The organism is Cytobacillus firmus (genome assembly GCF_023657595.1).
GTDB lineage: Bacteria > Bacillota > Bacilli > Bacillales > Cytobacillaceae > Cytobacillus > Cytobacillus firmus_B.
On sequence record NZ_CP098323.1, the window covers coordinates 1,642,567 to 1,666,724 of the forward strand.

A 24,158-nucleotide genomic window follows, 5' to 3' on the forward strand; every position below is an offset into this window, starting at 1 on the left:
ATGACAGGGGGATAACAATGGGAGGCATCGCGGTTTGTCCAGGCAGCTTCGATCCAATTACTTACGGCCATCTGGATATTATTAAAAGAGCGGCAAAGGTATTCGAACAGGTTTATGTAGTTGTATTAAATAATTCTTCAAAAAACCCTCTTTTTAGTGTTGAAGAAAGAATTCAGCTGATAGAGGAAGTTACAAAGGATCTTAAGAATGTTAAAGTCGATTCATTTCAGGGGCTGCTGATGGATTATGCAAAATCGGTAAATGCAAATGCTGTTATTCGAGGCCTTCGCGCAGTTTCTGATTTTGAATATGAAATGCAGATCACATCCATGAACAGAGTCTTAAATGATGAAGTGGAAACCTTTTTTATTATGACTAACAATCAATATTCGTTTTTAAGCTCAAGCATTGTGAAAGAAGTGGCAAAATACAACGGGGACATATCAGAACTAGTTCCTGACATTGTTGAAAAAGCTCTAAAAAACAAGTTTCAATAATTAATCAGCGGAGATGTCTTACCTGCTGATTGTATGGGGTTTAACAAAACGGGTGCCTGATAGGTACCCGTTTTGCTGTTACTTCCTATCCAAACGCCTGGCGAGCATTAATGTATAAACTGAAAGTGCGAGTATGGTAATAATCGGTCCGGATGAGACGAATCCATCCATTAATTTACCGAGAAACGAGTATTTCTCAAAGAAGCCGACTGGAATGGCATTGGATGGCTGCTCTGTATTGTAATAGCGTTCATAAATTGGCTGCCAAAGAATGAATGCATAAAATGCAGCTGCAAAGCCATGAACAATTCTTGCGAAGAAGAAAGGCTTGAAGTTAATATCAGTTTGTGCCAGGATGCTCGCCACCTGAGCCTGTACGCTGAATCCGCTGAAAGCGAGTATGAAACTGACAATGATGACCTGGTGCATTAATGTTGCCTGCTGAACCTGGCTTGTCATCTGGCTGCCAAGTGTTATTTCAAACAAACCTGAGATGAATGGGATGCTTAATTCTGCTGGCAGGCTGAATATTGACAATACGGCTTCTAAACCTTTAGCAAGGAATGCCGTGATTCCAATGTGAAATAGGAGCTTGTTAATAACAGAGAATAAAATGATAAATCCGCCGATCATCAGAAGTGTCTGGATGGAAGACATGACTGCATCACCAAGAAGCTTGCCTATCGGACGATTATCTTTTATTCTTGTCCGATGAAGAGCTGATAAGGCAGCCCTTAAAGATGGTTTTAACGTCCTTGCACCATGGGAAGGCTGCTTGGGCTTCTTTCCATAGAACCTCATTAATAAACCGACGGTTATATTGCCCAGATAATGTGCCAAAGCCAATATCACACCAAGCTTGGCATTATTAAAAAAACCAACCGAAACGGCACCGAATATAAACAAAGGATTTGAACAATTAGTAAAGGAAACCAGGCGCTCTGCTTCTGTTTTTGAGAGCTGTCCCTCCTGCCGCAATCTTGCGGTCAGTTTTGCCCCGGCCGGATAGCCTGAAGCCATACCCATTGCCCAGACAAACCCGCCAACTCCAGGTACTCGGAAAAGAGGCCTCATCAAAGGTTCAAGAAGTACTCCAATGAATTTAACTACACCAAAGCCGATCAGCATTTCTGATACTATGAAGAAAGGCAGCAATGAAGGGAAGACGATTTCCCACCACATATCTAATCCCCTGATGGATGCATCAACCGATTCCTGGGGAAATGAAATTAATGAGATGGCCATTAAGGTTACAGAGAGTGCAAGAGTAACCGTTTTTAATTTGGAACGAAACACGGACAAGCCTCCCTCAAGTTGTACTGACTGTGAAATGAATTTAAACAATGGTAAAATAAAGAATCATTTGCATCTATTTTTTTCCGGCCTTTTCATTTATTTTTTCTGAATCCGGAACAAAGGTATACTGCTATAAAGTCTGTGCTGTCAAGTCTTGTCCCCATATAACTCAATATACTCATAGAACTTTAAAATAGACCATAGAATTAGGTACAGGCATATGTGAATTTTCAGCTGAAAATTTTTATTGTATGCTTCTTTTGGAAATAAAAAGAATAGAATAAGCATAAGTTCGAATCAGCCATTGGCTAATAGGGGGGGAGTCTTTTGCAGCGTCCGAAAATAGGTTTGGCACTTGGTTCGGGAGGAGCTCGGGGATTCGCCCACCTGGGTGCGATCAAGGTCTTCAAGGAGGCCGGCATACCGATTGATTATATTGCCGGCAGCAGCATGGGTGCCATGGTAGGCTGCTTTTATGGGGCGGGGCTGGATGTTGATCGTTTATATAAGCTTTCCAAAGCATTTAAAAGGAAGTATTATTTAGATTTTACAGTTCCTAAAATGGGTTTTGTGGCAGGGAAACGAGTAAAGGAACTGATCCGTATATTTACTCATGGAAAAAACCTCGAGGACCTCGATATTCCTGTTAATGTTGTGGCCACAGATTTAATGACTGGTGAAAAAATTGTTTTTAAAAGCGGGCCCATTTCTGATGCTGTTAGGGCAAGCATATCCATCCCGGGTATATTTGTGCCTGAAAAATTAAATGGCCGTCTTCTAGTGGACGGAGGAGTAGTGGACAGGGTTCCTGTGTCAGTTGTTAAGGAAATGGGAGCTGATATCGTCATCGCTATCGATGTTTCACATGTAAAAACAAATGCGGAAATCACCTCAATCTATGACGTAATCATGCAAAGTCTGGATATCATGCAGATGGAGCTTGTCAGTCACCGGGAAATTGCTTCTGATTTTATGATTAAACCCAGGGTGGAAATGTATAGCTCCCGCGCATTTACAAATATTGAAGAAATCATCAAAATTGGTGAAGAAGAAGCAAAAAAGCATATTGACAGTATTTATCATTACATAACTAAATGGAAGGAGCATCCTGATTCATGAGAAGCAAATTTTATACCCGTTCCTTCTTGATTTTGGCAGTTATCCTTGTGGCCAGTTCGTTTTATTATCTGCCTTATTACGTATCAAAGCCGGGTATGGCAAAAGAACTCGAACCGATTATTGAGGTGGAAAACGGCTATGAAGAACAAGGAAGCTTCATGCTGACTACTGTAAGAATGGGCCGGGCGAATATATATGCATATATGGCTGCCAAATTCAGCAAGTATCAGGAATTGTATCCTGTGGAAGAAATACGGGCCGAAAATGAAACAGATGAAGAGTATAATGTAAGGCAGCTTCATATGATGGCAACTTCCAAACTGGCTGCTATTGAAACTGCCTATAAAAAAGCCGGCCTGCCCATTCAGTATCTTTATAATGGCGTATATGTCCTTAATGTGCTGCCTGATATGCCCGCTGACGGCAAACTTCAGGCAGGTGACCGCATCTTTAAAGTGGACGGCAGGGAGTTCAAATCCTCAGATGAATTTATCAGCGCTGTCTCCAATAAGCAGGAGGGCAGTGAAATAACACTAACTTTTGAACGGCAGGATAAAACGATGGAAACCTCGATTCCTTTAATAACACTTGAGGAAACAGGAAAACCTGGCGTGGGGATCACTCTCGTTGACGACAAAGAAATAGAGGTCGAACCGGCTGTAAATATTGACAGTGAAGAAATTGGCGGCCCTTCTGCCGGACTGATGTTTTCTCTTGAAATTTACAATCAGCTAATAAAAGAAGATTTGACGGGAGGCTATAAAATAGCCGGTACCGGAACAATCAATTCCGAAGGGACAGTCGGGAGAATAGGCGGGATCGAGCAAAAAATAGTAGCAGCAGACAAAGCAGGAGCAGAAATTTTCCTTGCGCCTAATGAAAATGGTGCAGAAGACTCCAATTACAAAGCAGCTGCTGCAACAGCCAGGGATATTAAGACCGATATGAAAATCGTTCCGGTGGATACTTTTGATGATGCAGTGGAATATTTAAGAAACCTGGATTAAAAAAACTTGCAGCCGGCAGCAAAAAGCCAGCGGCAATCGAGAGATGCCGCTGGCTTTTCTTTTTTATCTTCAGCTATTCGTTTTGAAAAGAGAAGGCACATCAGAATTTAGTCAACCATAATGGGAGGCTGGTTAAATTCCTGCTGCATAAGATTTCGTTCCTCAGGAGCATTAATGCCCATTGCATATACCCGTGAGGCTTTGATATCCAAATGCAGCTGCTGTGCAGCGTGTGATGAAATTCTTGATATCAGCGGAAGCTTTAAGTCAGACTTATACTTGTTTAAATACTTCCTGCCATTCTTGGACATCCCCAAAAGACGAAGATATTCGGCTTTTAATGGTTTATTGGGCATCTGTGTTTTTTCTGTATTCGTAAGAATATGTACACAAGCCCGTTGTAGCCTTGTCCATGTGTACCTCTTTGTTTTGATCTTTTCCATGAATTGCTGAAAGCTTTCTGCCTGAATTGCTGCTGATAAAAACCTATGCTCCAAGCCTTCTTCCATTTCATAAATACATCTTAACTGTTCCGGCTTTAGATGAATCAGGCGGAATTTTAAAAATGGCCAGTATTGTTCCCATTGATTAAACGCACCAAACTCTTTTTTATATTGAAGTAAACCCTGATATGTAGTTTCCGGAACATATTGGCGAATGCCTTCGATTTCTCCTTTCCCGGTAAAAAGTGCTTTTCTTATGCTTGTCGCACTTGCTATAGATTCAGAAGAAAATTGTTCGTCATGATATCCTGCGCTTTTTCTTGCAACTGTAAACAGCTGCATAGATGAATTGATCCTGCGGGCTGAATTTAAATATTGAAACCCAAGAATGTTATTCGGTTTTGAAAGGTCAACCAATTCATCTTCAGGGTTCAAATCAAGGAATGCCAAGGATGATGCTTTTGGATAGCTGACTCCTGCATCAAGGTGTACTCTGACCTTTTCCTGGTAGGCAGCATGATGTTTTCCGAGAAATGACAGCGTTTGGTGAAAGCTTTCCATATTGCCGGATTCACTCCCGAAGCATAAGCTGCTGCAGCCGGCTGCTTCGAGTATGGATACTGCTCCGCTTGCGAAAATATCTGCCTGCTGAACAGCAAACTGGTAGGGAAGTTCAAATACAATATCTGCACCCGCCTTTAGTGCCATTTCTGCCCGTTTCCATTTTGAAACTAACGCTGGTTCTCCTCGCTGCAGAAAGTTGCCGCTCATGACCACAATAATGGTTTCTGCACCTGAAATATTTTTGGCCTGCTCCAAATGGAAGGCATGGCCATTATGAAAAGGATTATATTCTACAATTACACCTGTTGCTTTCATATTGACATACTCCTCGAAAAGGTTTAAAAAGATATGTATTGGAAAAAGTATTAAAAGAAAAGCGGGAGCGCCTTGCCCAGTAGACAAAGTCTCTAAATCCCGCAAAAAAACTTTTACTAAAGAAGCCTTCAATAGTATGATAATAGCTACATTATAGTGTAAAGAAAAAATATTGACAAATAATTATAGGAAGGCTATAATTACCTTTGTTGCCTTGGGGTGATTCGTATGAAATGGACTTTAAGTCAGTTACAAAAATATCGAAGCAAGGACTTTCCCATTGATGAAACTGTCAATGCTGATGAGGTCATGAAATTGAATCCGGAAATACGCGGTGCATCACCAATGCATGTGACTGGCCGTGCGGATATCGATTCTGCCAAAGTGACCTTTCATTTAACTATAAAGGGTCATTTAATACTGCCTTGTTCTCGTACTTTAGTTGACGTAAATTATCCAATTAATGTTGAAACAACTGAAACTTTCCTCTTAAAAGGTCCCGATTATGAGACTGAAGAGGAAGTTCACCAGGTAAAAGGGGATGTGATTGATTTAAATCCGATCCTTCATGAGATCCTTTTACTCGAAGTCCCAATGCAAGTTTTCTGCGAAGACAGCAGTGAAGAGGGAGCTCCGCAATCCGGTAAGGATTGGGAGGTCATTCATGAGCAGGATAAACAGGATAAAGTAGATCCTCGTCTTGCCGGACTTGCTCAATTTTTTGATCAGAATGATCCTTCTTCCGATTCATAACGGAAGAAAAACAAGAAGCACTTGAAGACACCAGCTTGCTCTGGCCTTCATAACTTTCTTAATGGGTTTGTCCAATTCCTATGGACATCCTCTAATACTCTTTAAGGAGGTGGGAAGAATGGCTGTACCTTTTAGAAGAACATCTAAAACTGCGAAGAGAAAACGTCGTACCCATTTTAAATTACAGGTTCCTGGTATGGTGGAATGCCCAAACTGTGGTGAAATGAAACTTGCTCACCGCGTTTGCAAAGCTTGCGGAACTTACAAAGGAAAAGAAGTAGTTAACGACTAATCCTTTAGATACAAAGCACAAGAACTTAGTTCTTGTGCTTTTGTCGTTTTAAAGCATCGATATAATCATTATAAGTACAAGCCTGTCTATGTTTTTGCTAATATTAAAAATAGTTTAATCAAAATTTAAGGGGGCACCCATGAAACCTTACATAATTGAAGAATATGAGAATGGACTGTTAATTTTCAGGATTAACAGGCCTGAAAAAAGAAATGCCATAAACTATGAGGTTATGGATGGTCTGGAGACCGCAATTCATATGGCTGGTAAGCAATCAGTTAAGGTGCTTGCGATTACGGGTGAGGGAGACCAGGCTTTTTGCTCAGGAGGGGATCTATCTTCCTTTCACAGTTTAAAGACAGAAAATGAAGCCTTTGGAATGCTAAGCAGAATGGCTGCTCTTTTAAAAAAATTGCTATTCTTGCGTAAACCAACTATTGCCATATTGAATGGAACAGCTATCGGCGGAGGCTGTGAGCTGGCTGCTGCATGTGATTACCGAATTGCTAAAGCGGGAATAAAAGCAGGTTTCATTCAGGGAACTTTAGCCATTACAACCGGCTGGGGCGGCGGTTCCATTATTATGGAAAAGATGCTTCCTGCCAATGCGATGAGAATGCTGATGGAAGGAAAATTATATACTGAAGGGGAATTAAAAGAATTAGGTTTCGTACATTCAGTCTTTCAGGGGGATTCAACCGATGGGTGTCTGAGTTTTCTGGAAAGAATGCTCAGACTTGAGAGTGAGGTATTGGAAGCTTATAAAGATCTTCTTGTAAATAAGTGGGCGAATGCAGGCTTAGAAGAGAGAATTGACCAGGAAGTGCGCCGCTGTTCGGTTTTATGGGAAGGAGAAGCACACCATGCCAAAGTTGACAGCTTCCTGAATAAGCCATAAGCGTATTCTTTGCGGGGATGAATAAAGTTACATTTTATAATATGATATCAGTCTATCTTTTCTAGCATTGGCATATGTATAAAGAAAAACACTAGGAGGGATACACTGATGTCTTCAACCCGTCAGGATGCTTGGTCTCAAGATGAAGATTTGCTTCTTGCAGAAGTTGTGCTCCGTCATATACGTGAAGGAGGAACTCAGCTTCAGGCATTTGAAGAAGTTGGCAAACAGTTAAGCAGAACCGCGGCTGCCTGCGGATTTCGCTGGAATTCTTATGTAAGAAAACAATATAAATCAGGTATTGAATTGGCAAAAAAGCAGAGAAAAGAAATGAAGAAAAACCCGCAGGCTGCTGGAAGTGAACAAGATCTTCATGCAGTTCCTGAGGAAAAGGCGGAAAAAAGCGAAAACACAGTTCAGGCAATTAATAGGAAAATCGAGTTTAATGAATTAGTCGGCTTTCTAAAAGCCTTATATGAGAATGCTCAGAAACCTGCACCTGCAGAAGATCCCTGTGCTTTGAAACGCATTCAGGAGCTGGAGAAGCAAATGTACTACCTGGCTGCGGAAAATGAGAAATTAATTAATGAGTTAAATACGCTGGAACAGGATTACAAAGCACTGGTAGAGATTATGGAAAGTGCAAGAAAGCTTGTTGGGCATAAGGACGTCAGCCGCCACAAAAACTTGAATTTTACTGTAAATCCCGAAATAAAGCCTGAAAAGGTTGAGAAATAGATGCTTGTAAATAAATAAAAATAAGCGGACAGAAATTTGTCCGCTTATTTTTATGCATTTATAGTAGAAGACAGCTGCTTAATGAGTTTGTTCTTTAACACCAGCAGGGAACCAGGCAAGCGGATTCTCTCCCAGGTCGCGTTCCATATCATAATGAACGGGTTCAAATCCCATCTTCTCCCAAAAGGCCTTTGATTTCACACGCGGATTTGTTTTAATAGGAAGTCCAAATCCTTTTGCAAATTCTACAAGTGATTGCCCATAGCCTTTGTTTTGATAATCAGGCAAAACCTCAAGCTTCCATAGCTCTAAATAATCCTGTGCAGGTTCGAAATAGCGGTCGAATCTTGCTTCGATCTGGTAAAGGCTCATGCGTGCAACAAGCTTATCCCCAAAATAAATACCATAAAATGGAGACTCACTGTCGTTTTCGATAATATTAGCTTCAAGGTCTTCAAGCATGGAAAGCTCCTGCAATCCATATTCTTTAAATTTCTTAAACTCTTCCAGAGTTTTATAATTTACCTTTAATTTTTCAACCTTATAGTTCATAAAATCTCCCCCTTAGCCATCGGTGTGTAGGACATCTGCGGATGTAAACGCTTTATAATACCTTCCTTAAAGTTGAAAGGTTTCTTCTTTGTCTATTATTATATAACAAGTAAACAAAAAATTCTGCACATATGGAAAACTTAATATATTTTTAGTTTTTTTATAAAAATCAGAAAGCGTTTACAAAAATAGCAGGAAATAAGCAGAAGATTGTAGAAATATATATTATTGCAGGATTAATACAAGTAGAAAGGGGCCAGATTGTGCGAAAAATTCTGATTGCCAACAGGGGAGAAATTGCTTTAAGAATCATAAAAACCTGCCGTGAAATGGAAATTGAAACTATTGCCATATATTCTGATGCAGATAAAGACCTGCCATTTGTTAAAGAAGCTACATATGCTTTCAATATCGGTGAACCGCCTGTCAGTAAATCTTATTTAAAAACAGATGCCATTCTAGAGATTGCCAAAAGGGAAAAGGCAGATGGAATTCATCCGGGATATGGTTTTTTGTCCGAAAACGCCGGCTTTGCAAGAGCCGTAATTGATGCAGGGATTGCTTTTATTGGACCGGATCCGGAAACGATTGAATTGATGGGGGATAAAATTGTATCCCGCAAAACAATGAAGGAAGCAGGAGTGCCGGTTGTCCCCGGTAGCGGAGAGGGAACCTCCACCCTCGAGGAAGCATGCAGGCTTGCTGATGATATGGGTTACCCAGTCATGCTGAAGGCAAGTGGTGGGGGCGGGGGAATTGGTATGGTGCGCTGTGAAAATGAGCAAGCGCTCGCTAAGTCCTTTGCCTCAACCAAGGCCCGTGCTAAAGCTTATTTTGGTTCTGATGAGGTTTTTGTAGAAAAGTATATAGAGAATGCCAGACATGTTGAAATACAGGTGTTTGGTGATCATCATGGAAATATCGTCCACTTATTTGAAAGAGATTGCTCTATACAGAGGAGACATCAGAAGGTAGTGGAGGAGTCACCATCTCCTTTCCTTTCAGAGCAAACAAAGCAAAAGATGTATGATACAGCTTTGACTGCTGCCAGAGCAGTCAATTATAAGAATGCCGGTACTATTGAGTTCATTGTAGATGAACAGGAGAATTTTTATTTTCTTGAAATGAATACAAGACTTCAAGTTGAGCATCCCGTAACTGAACAAGTAACCGGACTTGATCTTGTCGAATGGCAGCTCCTTGCAGCAAGAGGGGAAAAGCTTCCACTTGAACAGAACAGTATAGAGCAGCAGGGCCATTCGATTGAATTTAGACTGTATGCAGAGGATCCTGTAAGCTTCATGCCTTCTCCTGGAAAATTGTCAAAATTTGAATGGGCAGATACTCCGGGAATACGAGTAGATTACGGATATGCTTCAAATACGGCAGTCAGCCCATTTTATGATCCTATGATCGCAAAATGCATTATCTATGGCCAATCAAGGGATGAAGCAATCAAAAATGCACTGCAATTCTTTGATGGACTGAAAATTGAAGGTATTAAAACGAATGGCCCATTATTTAAGGGAATTTTAAAAGATGAAGATTTCCGTAATGGAAATTATTCTACATCCTATCTAACCCAGAAGGCTTTTGCCGTTAACTAAAAGGAGGAAATTACAATGAAAGAAATTACATCATCAATGGCAGGTACTGTATTAAATGTGTTGGTCGAAGCGGGCCAGGAGGTTAATGCAGGACAGGAAGTACTAATGCTTGAGTCCATGAAAATGGAAATTCCAGTCGAAAGCGAAACTGCTGGGAAAGTTGCTGAAGTGAAGGTCAGCATAGGTGATTTTGTGAATGAAGGCGATGTGCTGGTTGTATTTGAATAAGTAGGAAGGGACATACATGGCAAGGGGCTGCAGCTAAGCCCCGTCTGCTCCGTGTAACTATCTGCAATTCAGGTTATTGGCTATATTTGAAATTTATCGCAGTCTAACGGGCAGTAAGACCCCCGCTTCAAGATTCAGAGGAATCAAAGGAGGATAAGTGGGGGTCAAACTGCCCGTAAAGGCCCGATTGGTGAGATACAGTGAAACTTGCCGACGCGCAGGCAGAGGCTTAGTTGAACCAATCGGGTTCGTAGTGTCGATTGATCGAAGCGCTAGCGGAGATCTTAGCGACACTAGAACGCGACTAACAATCAGGGGATAAGGCCTCCCTGATTGAAGTTTCACTTTATATTTGAGGAGGATGGGAATGACTACTGCAAAGACATTAACTGAGACGCTCCAGGAAAGAAGCAGGGTAATAGAAGCGGGCGGACATCCAAAATATCATGAAAAGAACGAAGCACAAAATAAACTGTTTGTCAGAAGACGGCTTGAGCTTTTGTTTGATGACGGATTCTATGAGGAAGATGGAAAATTTGCGAACTGCCAGGAAAATGACCTTCCTGCAGATGGAGTTGTTACTGCAGTTGGAAAGATAAACGGACAGACTGTTTGCGTAATGGCGAATGATTCAACAGTAAAAGCCGGCTCCTGGGGTGCGAGGACGGTTGAAAAGATCATCCGTATTCAGGAGACAGCAGAGAAGTTGAAAGTTCCGATTCTATACCTGGTTGACTCTGCCGGTGCCCGTATTACGGATCAGCTTGAAATGTTTCCGAATAGACGCGGAGCAGGAAGAATTTTTTATAACCAGGTAAAGCTTTCAGGCATGATACCGCAGATTTGCCTCCTTTTTGGACCATCTGCGGCCGGCGGAGCTTATATACCTGCATTTTGTGATATTGTTATTATGGTAGATCAAAATGCTTCTATGTATCTTGGATCACCAAGGATGGCAGAAAAGGTTATCGGGGAGAAGGTAACCCTGGAAGAAATGGGCGGCGCCCGCATGCATTGTTCTGTCAGCGGATGTGGTGATGTCCTTGCTTATAGTGAGGAAGAGGCTATTGAGTCAGCAAGAAGGTATTTGGCATATTTCCCGGCAAGCTTTAAAGAAAAACCTGCGAGGCTGGAAGCCGTCATGCCAAAATCCGGCCGTGCCCTTGAAGAAATCATCCCAAAAAATCAAAATGCCCCATTTGACATGTATGAGTGTATTGATTCCTTGATTGATGAAGGCAGCTTTTTTGAAATTAAGAAGCTTTTTGCTGCGGAACTGATTACCGGACTTGCCCGAATAGGCGGAAGGCCAGTAGGAATTATTGCCAACCAGCCAAAGGTTAAAGGCGGCGTTTTATTTGTGGATTCTGCGGACAAAGCAGCGAAGTTTATTCAGCTTTGTGATGCTTTCCATATTCCGCTGTTATTCCTGGCGGATGTCCCTGGATTCATGATCGGGACGAAGGTTGAAAGAGCCGGAATTATCCGTCATGGTGCCAAGCTTATTGCTGCCATGAGTTCTGCAACAGTTCCGAAAATCTCTGTTGTTGTCAGAAAGGCATATGGAGCCGGATTGTATGCAATGGCTGGTCCGGCATTTGAGCCTGATTGCTGCATAGCATTGCCAACAGCACAAATTGCAGTAATGGGACCTGAAGCAGCAGTAAATGCTGTTTATTCCAATAAAATCAATGCGATTGAAGATCCAAAAGAAAAGATTAAGTATGTTCAGGAAAAACAGCAGGAATATAAAGAAACAATTGATATCTACAAGCTTGCCTCTGAATTAATTGTTGACGATATTGTTGCACCTTCAGATTTAAGAAATGTTTTAATTAATCGATTTACACTTTATGAGACTAAAGAACTGACATTTAGTGTCCGGAAACATCCGGTTTATCCGGTTTAATACTCATCATTAAAAATCCCTTTTTCGATTTTCGAAAAAGGGATTTTTTTAAAGGATTTAGCTGATGGAAAATGGAATTAAGAAATAACTATTAGATTTCATGTTAAAAATATTCCTTTTTACCCATGAATTTATCTTATATTGTTAAAATATGTTTAAAAAGTAAAAATGGTGGAGTCTGTTATGAAAATAGCTATTATCGGAGGAGGCGCTGTCGGCCTTCTGTTTGCCCATTACTTAAATGAAAATCATGATGTGCGTATCTATGTGAGAAACAGCATTCAGCTGAATAAGCTGCGCAAAAACGGACTTACAATCGAGAGAAATGGAATCCGCAGCAGTACCCGCGTTAAGTCATGCCATTTTAGTGAGTGGAAGGGGGAAGAGGATTTAACAATCGTTGCGGTTAAGCAATACAGTATTCCCGATTTGACAATAGATTTATTGAAGATGGATGCTTGCAAATCCGGATCATTTTTGTTTCTGCAAAATGGGATGGGGCACTTGAAGTGGGCAGAAATGCTGGAAGCTGATAACCTTTTTGTGGGCAGTGTTGAGCATGGTGCCTTAAAGACAGCGCCTGACACTGTGATACATACTGGGGTAGGAGTCACAAAAGTGGCAGCATTAAAGGGAGATATGGATTTTTTGAAGAAAATATCCGATTCGGCATCTTGTTTTTTTCCATTTGTTTTCGCTGGGGATTATTTGGAAATGCTAATTCAAAAATTAATCGTCAACAGTCTGATAAACCCTCTCACTGCAGTTCTCCGTGTTAGAAATGGTGAACTGCTTTCGAATAAATATTATTATCAGCTGTTTTTAAAGTTGTTTGACGAAGTAAGTGCCATATTAAATATCACTGATAAAGCAGCTGCTTTAAGCCATGTGAAAAGTGTCTGTGAGGAAACAGGGATGAACAGATCCTCAATGCTTAAGGATATTGAAGAAGGCAGGGAAACAGAGATAGATGCTATTTTAGGCTATATCCTCAAGGAAGCTGAAATGAAGAAGATGTCTGCTCCTTATACAGAAAGTCTTTATTGTCAGATTAAAGGCAGGGAGAGGGGGAAATAAGTTGAACACTGTGTTCTCAAGCCTGATTGCAACGCTGGTGACCATACCGCTGCTCGGGTATCTGGCTGTTTTTATTATCAGCAAACAAATTACAAAAAAACATAAAAAGTCGGTACATATTGCTTTGGATGTCAGCACTTTTTTATTTATATTGTCGGTTCACTATTTAATTATCGTTATCTGGGATAAATCTTTTCTATGGATGATTATTCTATCCCTGCTCATTACAGCTGTAATTTTTATTATCATTCATTGGAGAATTAAGCATGAAATTAATATGCGTGTCTTATTTAAAGGATTCTGGAGATTTAATTTCCTGCTCTATCTAACAGCTTATATTATCTTGATGCTAATCGGTCTGGTTCAAAGGGTAACTTCCGTTGTTTTCATACCTTAATAAACAGGTTTATAAATATTATAATTTAACATTTAGAATTGAAGCCTTTAGGTAAGCAAAGTTTTTTTCTTTTCAATTAAGACAATGCTATACTCATAAGATGAAAATCAAAATGATCAGCTATGAGAAAGGAAGTTCATTAATGGAGATTCTTAATCTCTCATTACCGGCAACAAACCGGTTTGCAACAGATTATATTGCACAAACAGAAGAACTTATGCAGTTTTTTCACTATCGTTATAATTCGGATTCTGATTATAAAGCAAGGTTAGCTGAACTAAAGGGCCGTTCGTTTATGAGAAATGAACTTTCTCAATATATTGGAGAGTTTATGGATCGTTTTCCTTCTTCCCCAGCAGTTTATGACTCGCTAAATAAGCTTAAGCAAAAAAATAGTGCAGTGATTATCGGAGGGCAGCAGGCAGGGATTTTGACGGGACCTCTTTATACTATACATAAAATCATCTCAATCATTCATCTTGCAAAACAGCAGGAAAGTAAGCTGGGCATTCCCGTTGTACCTGTTTTCTGGATTGCCGGCGAGGATCATGACTATCAGGAAGTAAATCACATTTTTATCGAGAAGAATAATAAAATGGAAAAAATGACTTATCCTGAAAAAGTATTAGAGAAGAAAATGGTTTCAAATATCCCTTTGAACCGTGAAAAGTGCAGGGCATGGGTGGAAGACATCATTGAAACTTTTGGAGAGACCGAACATACAAAAAATCTCCTTTTGATATTGGAAGAAAAAATTATGCATTCCCAAACCTATGTGGATTTCTTTGCCGGCATTATCATGCATTTATTTAAAGAAACAGGGCTTCTTCTGGTTGATTCCGGTGACCCAAGGCTCCGCAAACTTGAAAGCAGTATTTTTGGCAAACAGATTAAAGGCTTTGAAGAAATTACAAACCGTGTGAAAAGCCAGCAGCATAACCTGAAGAATGCGGGATTTCCAAATGCCATTGATTTAAGTGAAAATGCTGCCAACCTGTTCTATTATGACGAAAAGCATAAAGAAAGGGTTCTTTTGGAGTTCAATCAGGAGAAAAAGGTATTTACGGGGAAAGAGTGCTTCCATGAGTTTACCATGAGTGAGCTTTTGGAGATTGCTGAAAATCATCCGGAAAGACTGAGCAATAATGTGGTGACAAGACCCATCACTCAGGAATGCCTGTTTCCGGTTCTTGCCTTTATTGCCGGGCCTGGAGAAATTGCCTATTGGGCTGAACTTAAAATGGCATTTGAATGGTTTGGGATGAAAATGCCTCCTATTATGCCACGTTTAAATATAACCTTTTTAGAACGGTCTGTAGAAAGTGATTTTGGCGAATTAGGACTTGATTTGCAGTCTGTGCTCATATCAGGAACGGAAGCAATGAAGGAAGTTTATTTAAAGAGTATTAAAAATGAAAGCATAGAAGACCAGTTCCGTAAAACAAAGGATCAGTTAATACAAAATTATAAGCTTATTGAAGAGCTTACATTAAAAGATGTTAGTGCCCTTCTTCCACTGTTGAAAAAAAATGAAGAGCTGTTATTAAAGCAGATAGAATTCATGGAGAATAAAATCCAGAAATCCATACAGCAAAAATATGATGTGGTCATAAAAAAATATGAAAAAGCGGAAAACTCCCTGAGACCGGGCGGAATTCCTCAGGAGAGAGTGTGGAATATTCTGTATTACCTTAATAAATATGGGACAGATTTTCTTGAAGAATTACTCCATTTCTCGTTTGATTTTGATGGGACACACAAAGTCATAAAAATTTAATATTCGCCATTATTCTTCGGACCTTATCCATTTGGATAAGGTCCTTTTTTATATAAAAAAGAAGGTGAAACCTTTTTATCACCTGTGATTTCCCCTTTAAAAAACCATGTGTAAAAACAGTAAAGAGTTTAAAGAAAATGTAATAAAAAGACGAACGGATAAAAAGCAAATATTTTATAGGAAGCAGGATTTTAAATGTAGTGGTAGAATAATTAAAAACATGTGGAGGAAAGTGGGGGATTGTGGTACATTTGAGTTAGAAAGTGGGTGCAGTGGGTATGTTCATGGGTGAGTTCCATCACAACGTTGATAATAAAGGCCGTCTCATCGTGCCATCCAAGTTTCGTGATAACCTGGGTGAAACATTTGTTTTGACACGCGGACTTGATCAATGTTTGTTTGGCTACCCATTGGATGAGTGGAGGCAGCTTGAAGAGAAATTAAAAGGCTTGCCGCTAACTAAAAAAGATGCCCGTGCATTTACCCGTTTTTTCTTTTCAGGTGCCACTGAATGTGAAATAGATAAGCAAGGAAGAATAAATATAGCTTCCCCTCTTCTGCAATATGCAAAATTGGAAAAAGAATGTGTAGTGCTGGGCGTTTCCAATCGGATCGAGATATGGAGCAAAAATCTTTGGGAAGATTATTTTGCAGAATCAGAGGAATCTTTTGCTGATATTGCGGAAAATATGATTGGGTTTGATATATAATGGGAATGTTTTAGTAATATAATTTCCCATGAAACAAAGATACTTGTTTAGCTCCAGATGCTTAAAATGCGTCTTGTGCTTCTCTGATTGGAAAGGTGGATTCATTCAACAATGTTTGAACATACAACAGTACTATTAAAGGAAACAGTAGAAGGCTTAAACATCCATCCTGATGGTGTGTATGTGGATTGTACACTGGGCGGAGCAGGCCACAGTAAATTAATTCTTTCCCAGCTGTCTGAAAAAGGAAAGCTATACGCATTTGACCAGGATGACACAGCAATCGCACACGCAAAAGAAAAGCTGGCTGAATATGGCGACAGAATCACGATTATCAAAAGTAATTTCAAGTATCTTCAGGAAGAGCTTGAAAACCTTGGTGTTTCTAAAGTGGATGGTGTTTTATATGATCTTGGCGTTTCTTCACCTCAGCTGGATACACCTGAAAGAGGATTCAGCTATCATAATGATGCCCCGCTTGATATGAGAATGGATACTGCTGCTGATATTTCCGCTTATGATGTAGTAAACAGCTGGGAATATGGTGAACTTGTAAAAATCTTCTTCAGATATGGAGAAGAGAAATTCTCAAAGCAAATTGCGAGGAAAATTGAAGCGGCCAGGGAAGTTTCTCCAATAGAAACAACAGGCCAGCTGGTAGAAATTATTAAAGAGGCCATTCCTGCACCTGCCAGGCGAAAAGGCGGACATCCCGCCAAGCGTGTTTTTCAGGCAATTAGAATAGCTGTTAATGATGAACTGGGTGTATTTGAAGATTCTCTGCACCAGGCTATTGACATATTAAATCCCAATGGAAGAATCAGCGTAATTACGTTTCACTCACTGGAGGACCGAATTTGTAAAGCTGCCTTTAAAAAAGCCAGCGAAACACCAAATCTGCCTCCCGGCCTGCCGATTATTCCTGATGAATATAAGCCAATCTTAAAGTTAATTAACAGAAAGCCGATTCTGCCTTCAGAGGAAGAGCTGGAACATAATAATCGAGCAAGGTCCGCAAAGCTGAGAATAGCAGAAAAGCTTTAATCGAATAGAGAAAATAAATTACAGGAGGGGAATTATGAGCAATTTAGCCCGAAAAATACAGGAAGAAAAACAATTTGATGTTCAAACCCAGCCCGTACAGGCCCCGAAGAAATTAAAAACAAAAAAGTCCTGGCTATCCCCCGGCGAGAAAATACTGGGACTTGCTTTCACTGGCATTGTTTGTTTTGGTGCAGTGCAAATGGTTTCAAATCAGGCGGCCATTTACGAAGTAAACAAAGAAATTCAGCAAACAGAAGAAGCAATCCAAACGCAGAACAAAGTGAATACAGATCTTAGTATGCAAGTGAGCGAATTAAGTACATACGAACGCATTAAAGCGAAAGCTGAAGCTATGGGTCTCAAATTCAGCGGAAATAATGTCAAGGTCGTGGAAGATTAATGAAGAAACAGCCAAATATCAATTTTGGAGCAGCGATATTATTTTTAATATTCAGCCTGCTCTTTTTTGTATTAATTTTTCGCTTTGTTTCTATTCAGGCAACAGGTGAGGCAGCAGGTCACGCACTTGCGGCTAAGGCTCAGCAGAAATATGAACGCGAAAAGACCATTCAGGCCAAAAGGGGTACCATTTATGACCGAAATGGAGAAGTCATTGCCGAGGATACTATTTCTTACAAGCTTGTAGCAATCCTGGACAAAAGCATGAAACCTGATTATGTGAAAGACCCCGGAAAAACAGCAGCGGCGCTTTCTAAAGCTATTGACCTGGAAGAGTCAGAGATTTACAGGATTTTAACAAAGAAAACAAAAGATGGAGAAAAACCATTCCAGGTTGAATTTGGAAAAGAGGGCCGCGATCTTCCGCTAAAGACAAAAAGAGAAATAGAAGATATGAAATTGCCCGGGATTACATTCATTACAGATTCCAAGCGGTTTTATCCAAATGGAGTCTTCGCCTCACATTTAGTGGGATATGTCGAAAAGAAAAAATCAAAAACAAATAAGACCGATACAGTCGGGATGCTGGGCCTCGAGCAGAGCTTAAATAAGGTGCTCACAGGAAAAGATGGGAAATTCAGCTATGAAAGTGATATATGGGGCTATCTGCTTCCTAATGGAGATCAAAAAATCCAGCCTGCTCAAAATGGCAAAGATGTGTATCTGACGATCGATAAGAAGATCCAGACCTTCCTCGAAGATTCTATGAATAAAGTAGACGAGGAATTTAAGCCGAAAAAAATGGTGGCAGTAGTCGCTGATGCTAAAACAGGCGAAATTTTGGCTATGGGACAGAGGCCGTCCTTTCATCCGAAAACTAAGGAAGGCATAGAAGACACTTGGCATAATGAAGTGATTGAAAACTCATTTGAGCCCGGATCAACCATGAAGATTTTTACTTTGGCTGCTGCCATTGAGGAGGGTGAGTTTGATCCGAATGAATGGTATAAATCAGGAAGTTATAAAGTGACCGAAAATTCACCGGCTATACGGGACCATAATCAGGGCCGCGGCTGGGGGTCGATTACTTACCTTGAAGGTGTTCAGCGTTCATCGAATGTGGCTTTTGCGAAAATAGTGAAAGAAAAGCTTGGGTATGAAAAATACAGGGAATATATAACAAAGTTCGGATTTGAAAATCCGACGGGAATTGACCTGCCAAATGAAACGGGCGGAAAGATCGCTTATGAGTGGCCGCTTGATAAGGTAACTACGGGATTCGGACAAGGTTCGGCCATTACGCCTATTCAGCAGATACAGGCAGCTACCGCCATTGCGAATGACGGCAAAATGATGCAGCCACATGTCATCAGCAGTATTGTTGATGGCGATAAAAATGAAGTCGTGAAAAAAACAAAGCCGAAGGTGAAGGGAAATCCCATCTCTGCAGAAACGGCAAAGAAAGCCAGGGATATCCTGGAAACAGTTGTGTCATCTGAAAAAGGAACAGGGTATAAAAGGTATAATATCGAAGGCTACGAGGTTGCGGGAAAAACGGGGACTGCCCAGATCCCCGATCCAAATGGCGGGGGATATTTAACAGGTCATGAAAATTTTATCTTCTCGTTTTTAGGCATGGCGCCAAAAGATGATCCTGAACTGATCATCTATGTAGCGGTCCAGCAGCCGGATATTGACCTCAGTACAAATGGTGCAGAACCTGTTGCTAAGATCTTTACGCCGGTAATGAAAAGCAGTCTGCAATATTTAAATATAGAACCGGCAAAAGAACTAAAGGCAAACTCGGAACAAGCGCCTGAAGTGGAAGGAAAAACAGTTGAGGAAGCAAAAGCACAATTGAAAAAATCCGGATTTGAAGCTATTGTGCTGGGAAAGGGCACCAAGGTGCAAAGGCAGGTCCCTGGCAATATGTACAATTTGCTTGAAGGCGAACGAGTGATCTTAAAGACAGATGGCGAATTAACAGTGCCTGATATGTCTGGATGGTCGCTAAGGGACGTCATGAAGGTGGCAAAGCTTGCTGACTTAAAGCTTAATACTGTTGGAAGCGGATATGTGGTGAAACAAAATCTAAAAGCCGGTTCTGCACTTAGGGAAGGTGACTATTTAATAGTCGAACTTGAGCATCCTGCTGAGAAATATAATGAGGAGAACGTCAAATCAGAAGAGAAGCAAGAAGAGGAGGAAGCAGTGCTTGATTAAATGGAGAACGTACTGCCGGATGTGCGGCAGTGCGTTCTATTCGTTTTGGTACAAGCATATATTGGAACGAGCCAAAATTTAAGGAGGTTCGTCCGTACATGCGTGTTTCAAATGTAACCGTTCGAAAACGGCTGACTGCAGCGTTGTTTGTTGGTATTCTCGTTTTTTTTATAATTGATTTGCGTCTGGGATATGTTCAGTTTTTTCTGGGGAATATGCTTACAGATGGCGCAAAGGAGCTCTGGAGCAGAGATATCCCCTTCGAGCCGGAAAGAGGAGAAATCGTTGACCGAAATGGTGTTCCGCTGGCAACGAATGTCAGTGCTCCAACTGTCTATGTTGTACCCAGACAAATCAAGGATCCTGCAGATGCTGCAGAGAAATTGGCTGCAGTACTGAATATGCCAAAAGAAAAAGCCTATGAGCTTATCACCAAAAGGGCATCAAGTGTGAAGATTCCTCAAGGCAGAAAGATTTCCCATGAAAAAGCGAAAGAAATCCGTGCATTGGGTATTGAAGGAGTTTACATTGGTGAAGATTCAAAACGCCATTATCCTTTTGGTAATTACCTATCGCATGTTCTGGGGTTTGCGGGAATTGATAATCAGGGTCTTATGGGCCTTGAGTTATATTATGATGAAAAGCTAAAAGGGAAAAAGGGATCTGTTAAGTTTTATGCGAATGCAAAGGGAGAGCGGATGAACGATATGGCGGATGACTATAAGCCGCCGGTTGATGGAATGGATTTAAAGCTTACCATCGATTCAAAGATACAGACTATTGTAGAAAGGGAGCTTGATATAGCTCAGGCGGAATATAACCCTGATGGAATAATTGCAATTGCCATGAATCCAAATAATGGAGAGGTTCTTGCCATGTCCAGCAGACCGGATTTTGACCCCGCGAATTTTAAAAATGTTCCTCCGGAGATCTACAACCGCAATCTGCCGATATGGAGTACATACGAGCCAGGTTCCACATTTAAAATCATTACTCTGGCAGCTGCATTGGAAGAGGGAAAGGTAAATTTGGAAAAGGATCATTTCCACGACCCGGGATCTGTTGAAGTTGGCGGTGCCAGACTGAGATGCTGGAAAAAGGGTGGACATGGCAGTCAGACTTATCTTGAAGTAGTACAGAATTCCTGCAACCCCGGCTTTGTAGAGCTGGGTGAGAGATTAGGCAAAGAGTCACTATTTAAATATATTCGCGACTTCGGGTTCGGCGAAAAGACCGGCATCGACCTTCAGGGCGAGGGGAAAGGGATTCTATTTAATCTCGATCGGGTTGGTCCAGTCGAGCAGGCAACCACTGCTTTTGGTCAGGGGGTTTCCGTTACCCCGATTCAGCAGGTAGCAGCCATTTCAGCTGCGGTTAATGGCGGAACATTGTATACGCCTTATATAGCAAAAGAGCTTATAAATCCGGCTACTGGTGAAGTATTGATGAAAAAATCGCCTGATGCAAAAAGAAAAGTAATTTCAAAGGAAACATCTGATGAAATCCGCAAAGCGCTTGAATCAGTTGTGGCAAAAGGATCAGGAAAAAAAGCGTTCGTTGACGGATATCGTGTTGGGGGGAAAACCGGGACTGCACAAAAAGCCCAAAATGGCCGGTACCTGGAAAATAACCATATCGTATCATTCATAGGGTTTGCACCTGCTGATGATCCTCAGCTCGTCGTGTATGTGGCTGTGGATAATCCAAAAGGAACCGTTCAATTTGGGGGTGTTGTTGCCGCTCCGATTGTAGGAGAAATCATGGGGGACAGTTTGCGGGCAATGGGTGTAAAGCCTCGCAAAGATCAAATTGAAAAAGAGCTGACATGGATGGATTCCCCGATGATTGAGGTTCCGGATATGGTAGGTCTGACAAAGAAAGACCTCGGTGAACTATATCTAAACCTGAAAATTGATGCCAGCGGGACAGGAAATACGGTGGTGAAGCAAACGCCTCAGCCGGGCATTAAGTTAAAAGAAGGTTCAACGATCCGCCTTTATTTTGATGACAAATAAGAATAAGAATGAGGGCGGCTTCCTCCTGCGCCGCCTGAATTTTTTTGTTTGTAAGGAAACTGTAACATACTTTCAAGGTTTGGCTTCTATATATTAAATAGCTAAAAAAGTAATTATCCTGTACAATATATATCGCCATCATTTAGAATGTTATTTTGATTATATTTATTTATCGCAGTCTAACGGGCAGTAAGACCCCACTTCAAGACTCAGAGGAATCAATGGAGATAAGCGGGGGTCAAACTGCCCGTTTAGGCCCGATTGGTTCAACTAACAATTAGCGGGGAAAAAGCACTCCCCACTAATTGAAGTTTCACTTTATACTGGCCAGCTTCACTAAAAAAGGGAATAGTTTGCTCTGTTTAACATGAGAGGAATGGTAAAGATGGAATTACATAAACTGCTGCGATTTTTACAGCCTTATATGACATATAAAGGGGAAAACCCTGAAATCACAGCGATTGTTAACGATAACCGGAAAGTTCTGCCTGGAAGTCTGTTTATTTGCATTGAGGGCTATACGGTGGATGGCCATGACTTTGCAGCTTCTGCTGCCGAAAAAGGCGCAGCAGCTGTAATTGCCCAAAAAGAGCTGGACTTAGATATCCCGGTTATAGTAGTTAAAAATACAAAACGGGCGATGGCCGTGCTGGCTGATGCTTTTTATGAACAGCCGAGCAAGCAGCTTCATCTAATTGGCATAACAGGGACTAATGGCAAAACAACCACAAGTCATTTAATTGAAAAGATTCTTGCTGATGCAGGAAGGAAAACCGGCTTAATTGGCACGATGTATACGAAGATTGCCGATGAAACTTTTGAAGTGAAAAATACTACTCCTGAAAGCCTGACTTTGCAAAGCACATTTAGAAAAATGGCAGATGCCGGTGTGGATTCAGCTGTAATGGAAGTGTCTTCTCATGCACTTGTTGAAGGCCGTGTTCATGGCTGTGATTTTAATATAGCCGTATTTACGAACCTGACACAGGATCACCTGGATTATCATAAAACGATGGATGAATACAGAAGAGCAAAAGGGCTGTTGTTTGCCCAGCTTGGAAGCGCCTATAATCAAGGAGAACCGAAGTATGCCATTTTAAATTCAGATGACCCTGCTTCCGCAGAATATGAAAAATCGACGGCTGCTCATGTCATTTCCTACGGAATTGATCAGGAAGCTGATCTGCGGGCCGTTAATATTCAAATGACTGCTGCCGGTACGGAATTTGACTTACTCTCTCCATTCGGAAAGCATAAAGTTTCTTTAAAAATGATAGGAAAGTTCAGCATCTATAATGTACTGGCAAGTATTGGAGCAGGTATCGCTGCAGGCATATCAATCTCTCAAATCATTAAATCTGCAGAAGAAGTTCAAGGGGTAGCCGGCAGATTTGAAACCGTAGACGCAGGCCAGGATTTTTCTGTGATTGTTGATTATTCACATACACCGGACAGCCTGAAAAATGCGCTGGAAACGGTAAAGCAATTTGCCCTGAAGCGCATTTTCGCCATCGTGGGCTGCGGAGGAGACAGAGACAGATCCAAACGACCGTTAATGGCAGAAATTGCCTGCCAATACAGTACAGACCCAATCTTTACTTCAGATAATCCGAGAAGTGAAGACCCGATCCAAATCCTGAGGGATATGGAAGAGGGAGTAAAAGAAGAAAGTTATAAAATAATCGTCGATCGAAAAGAAGCCATTCACTATGCGGTGAAAAATGCCAGTGCAGGAGACGTTATCTTAATAGCAGGAAAGGGCCATGAGACCTATCAGATTGTAGGCAGCCATGTTTTTGACTTTGATGACCGTCTGGTGGCAAAAGAGGCTATAGAGGAGCGATAAAATGTATTTGACTTATCAGGATTTAGCGGGATTGTTTCCGGCTGTCAAAGGAATAAAGGATAATGAGCTGGAATTTCATACCGTGGCATCGTCCTCTTCTGACCCGCAGCCAAAAGGAATTTATATTCCTTACGAGGAAGACGGAAATCTGAAGGAAGCTATTGAAAGAGGGGCTGTTGCTGCTGTCTGGAATGAGAATGCCGAGACTCCGGCATACACCCCAAATCATTTCCCTATTTTTTATACAAACGACTTAACGAAAGGCTTAAAGGATATCATGGAATTATATATTAATAAATTAAGTAAAGCAGAAGAAAAGATGAACACAACTAATTTCCTTATTTCGGATGAAGAAAGTCTTAAAGAAAACGAAACAACATATGATATTGCTGTAATGGCTGAAAGATTAGCGGAAGCTGCGGGTTATGCCAAGCGCGAAAGGAGGGGATAAG

At 41.0% G+C, this 24,158-nt stretch carries 23 protein-coding genes; 20 read left to right on the plus strand and 3 right to left on the minus strand.

Features of this window, described 5'->3' with window-relative positions; translation table 11 throughout:
* Positions 1-17: 17 nt before the first annotated feature.
* Positions 18-497, plus strand: a complete 480-nt coding sequence (gene coaD / locus NAF01_RS08580; RefSeq protein ID WP_048011382.1) for a pantetheine-phosphate adenylyltransferase — start codon at positions 18-20, stop codon at positions 495-497.
* A gap of 78 nt (positions 498-575) precedes the next feature.
* On the opposite strand, the gene ylbJ is transcribed toward coaD, so the two are convergent.
* Positions 576-1,793, minus strand: a complete 1,218-nt coding sequence (gene ylbJ, locus NAF01_RS08585; protein ID WP_197214794.1) for a sporulation integral membrane protein YlbJ — start codon at positions 1,791-1,793, stop codon at positions 576-578.
* A gap of 327 nt (positions 1,794-2,120) precedes the next feature.
* On the opposite strand from ylbJ, the gene NAF01_RS08590 reads away from it, so the two are divergent.
* A complete protein-coding gene (locus tag NAF01_RS08590) occupies positions 2,121-2,912 on the plus strand; it encodes a patatin-like phospholipase family protein (protein WP_197247938.1) in 792 nt (263 codons plus the stop codon).
* The gene (locus NAF01_RS08595; RefSeq protein WP_163143059.1) at positions 2,909-3,919 is read left to right on the plus strand and encodes a SepM family pheromone-processing serine protease; all 1,011 of its coding nucleotides are present in this window, start codon (positions 2,909-2,911) and stop codon (positions 3,917-3,919) included. The genes NAF01_RS08590 and NAF01_RS08595 overlap by 4 nt, the downstream gene beginning before the upstream one ends.
* Before the next feature lie 107 nt (positions 3,920-4,026).
* Here the strand turns inward: NAF01_RS08595 and NAF01_RS08600 are convergent, their stop codons facing one another.
* The gene (locus NAF01_RS08600; RefSeq protein WP_250802130.1) at positions 4,027-5,241 is read right to left on the minus strand and encodes a nucleotidyltransferase; all 1,215 of its coding nucleotides are present in this window, start codon (positions 5,239-5,241) and stop codon (positions 4,027-4,029) included.
* A gap of 228 nt (positions 5,242-5,469) precedes the next feature.
* Here NAF01_RS08600 and NAF01_RS08605 point away from each other — a divergent pair, with 228 nt between their 5' ends.
* The 4 genes from NAF01_RS08605 to NAF01_RS08620 all read left to right on the plus strand — a co-directional run bounded on the left by NAF01_RS08605 (position 5,470) and on the right by NAF01_RS08620 (position 7,922).
* Entirely contained in the window at positions 5,470-5,994 is a 525-nt protein-coding gene (locus tag NAF01_RS08605; protein WP_048011377.1) for a YceD family protein, read from the plus strand.
* 118 nt (positions 5,995-6,112) lie between these two features.
* A complete protein-coding gene (gene rpmF / locus NAF01_RS08610; protein ID WP_009791160.1) occupies positions 6,113-6,286 on the plus strand; it encodes a 50S ribosomal protein L32 in 174 nt (57 codons plus the stop codon).
* A 139-nt stretch (positions 6,287-6,425) separates the two neighbouring features.
* Positions 6,426-7,184 (plus strand): enoyl-CoA hydratase/isomerase family protein, encoded by a 759-nt coding sequence (locus tag NAF01_RS08615; protein WP_250802131.1) that lies wholly within the window; start codon positions 6,426-6,428, stop codon positions 7,182-7,184.
* A 108-nt stretch (positions 7,185-7,292) separates the two neighbouring features.
* Positions 7,293-7,922, plus strand: coding sequence for an RsfA family transcriptional regulator (locus NAF01_RS08620; protein WP_197214799.1), 630 nt, complete (start codon positions 7,293-7,295; stop codon positions 7,920-7,922).
* Between the two features lie 78 nt (positions 7,923-8,000).
* On the opposite strand, the gene NAF01_RS08625 is transcribed toward NAF01_RS08620, so the two are convergent.
* Positions 8,001-8,474: an N-acetyltransferase gene (locus NAF01_RS08625; protein WP_035328746.1), complete on the minus strand. Its 474-nt coding sequence runs from the start codon at positions 8,472-8,474 to the stop codon at positions 8,001-8,003.
* 263 nt (positions 8,475-8,737) lie between these two features.
* On the opposite strand from NAF01_RS08625, the gene NAF01_RS08630 reads away from it, so the two are divergent.
* The 13 genes from NAF01_RS08630 (at position 8,738) to NAF01_RS08690 (ending at position 24,157) form a co-directional block, all read left to right on the plus strand.
* Positions 8,738-10,081, plus strand: a complete 1,344-nt coding sequence (locus NAF01_RS08630; RefSeq protein ID WP_197247941.1) for an acetyl-CoA carboxylase biotin carboxylase subunit — start codon at positions 8,738-8,740, stop codon at positions 10,079-10,081.
* 15 nt (positions 10,082-10,096) lie between these two features.
* On the plus strand, positions 10,097-10,309 hold the full coding sequence (locus NAF01_RS08635; RefSeq protein WP_076261491.1) for an acetyl-CoA carboxylase biotin carboxyl carrier protein subunit: 213 nt from the start codon (positions 10,097-10,099) through the stop codon (positions 10,307-10,309).
* Positions 10,310-10,676: 367 nt separating this feature from the next.
* Complete coding sequence (locus tag NAF01_RS08640; RefSeq protein ID WP_163143082.1) at positions 10,677-12,218, plus strand: acyl-CoA carboxylase subunit beta; 1,542 nt, start codon at positions 10,677-10,679, stop codon at positions 12,216-12,218.
* 183 nt (positions 12,219-12,401) lie between these two features.
* Entirely contained in the window at positions 12,402-13,295 is an 894-nt protein-coding gene (locus NAF01_RS08645; RefSeq protein ID WP_197247942.1) for a 2-dehydropantoate 2-reductase, read from the plus strand.
* A gap of 10 nt (positions 13,296-13,305) precedes the next feature.
* The gene (locus NAF01_RS08650; protein WP_309486291.1) at positions 13,306-13,692 is read left to right on the plus strand and encodes a DUF3397 domain-containing protein; all 387 of its coding nucleotides are present in this window, start codon (positions 13,306-13,308) and stop codon (positions 13,690-13,692) included.
* A gap of 142 nt (positions 13,693-13,834) precedes the next feature.
* Complete coding sequence (gene bshC, locus NAF01_RS08655) at positions 13,835-15,469, plus strand: bacillithiol biosynthesis cysteine-adding enzyme BshC (protein ID WP_197247944.1); 1,635 nt, start codon at positions 13,835-13,837, stop codon at positions 15,467-15,469.
* A 278-nt stretch (positions 15,470-15,747) separates the two neighbouring features.
* Positions 15,748-16,179 (plus strand): division/cell wall cluster transcriptional repressor MraZ, encoded by a 432-nt coding sequence (mraZ, locus tag NAF01_RS08660; protein WP_048011616.1) that lies wholly within the window; start codon positions 15,748-15,750, stop codon positions 16,177-16,179.
* A gap of 111 nt (positions 16,180-16,290) precedes the next feature.
* Positions 16,291-17,223: a 16S rRNA (cytosine(1402)-N(4))-methyltransferase RsmH gene (gene rsmH / locus NAF01_RS08665; protein WP_048011615.1), complete on the plus strand. Its 933-nt coding sequence runs from the start codon at positions 16,291-16,293 to the stop codon at positions 17,221-17,223.
* A gap of 34 nt (positions 17,224-17,257) precedes the next feature.
* Positions 17,258-17,623 (plus strand): cell division protein FtsL, encoded by a 366-nt coding sequence (ftsL, locus tag NAF01_RS08670; RefSeq protein ID WP_163143091.1) that lies wholly within the window; start codon positions 17,258-17,260, stop codon positions 17,621-17,623.
* A complete protein-coding gene (locus NAF01_RS08675; protein WP_250802132.1) occupies positions 17,623-19,845 on the plus strand; it encodes a penicillin-binding protein in 2,223 nt (740 codons plus the stop codon). Before ftsL ends, NAF01_RS08675 begins: the two co-directional genes overlap by 1 nt.
* 98 nt (positions 19,846-19,943) lie before the next feature.
* A complete protein-coding gene (locus NAF01_RS08680) occupies positions 19,944-21,860 on the plus strand; it encodes a stage V sporulation protein D (protein ID WP_197247946.1) in 1,917 nt (638 codons plus the stop codon).
* Between the two features lie 385 nt (positions 21,861-22,245).
* Positions 22,246-23,706, plus strand: a complete 1,461-nt coding sequence (locus NAF01_RS08685; protein WP_222497081.1) for a UDP-N-acetylmuramoyl-L-alanyl-D-glutamate--2,6-diaminopimelate ligase — start codon at positions 22,246-22,248, stop codon at positions 23,704-23,706.
* Position 23,707: 1 nt separating this feature from the next.
* On the plus strand, positions 23,708-24,157 hold the full coding sequence (locus NAF01_RS08690; protein WP_197214808.1) for a hypothetical protein: 450 nt from the start codon (positions 23,708-23,710) through the stop codon (positions 24,155-24,157).
* Position 24,158 lies beyond the last annotated feature (1 nt).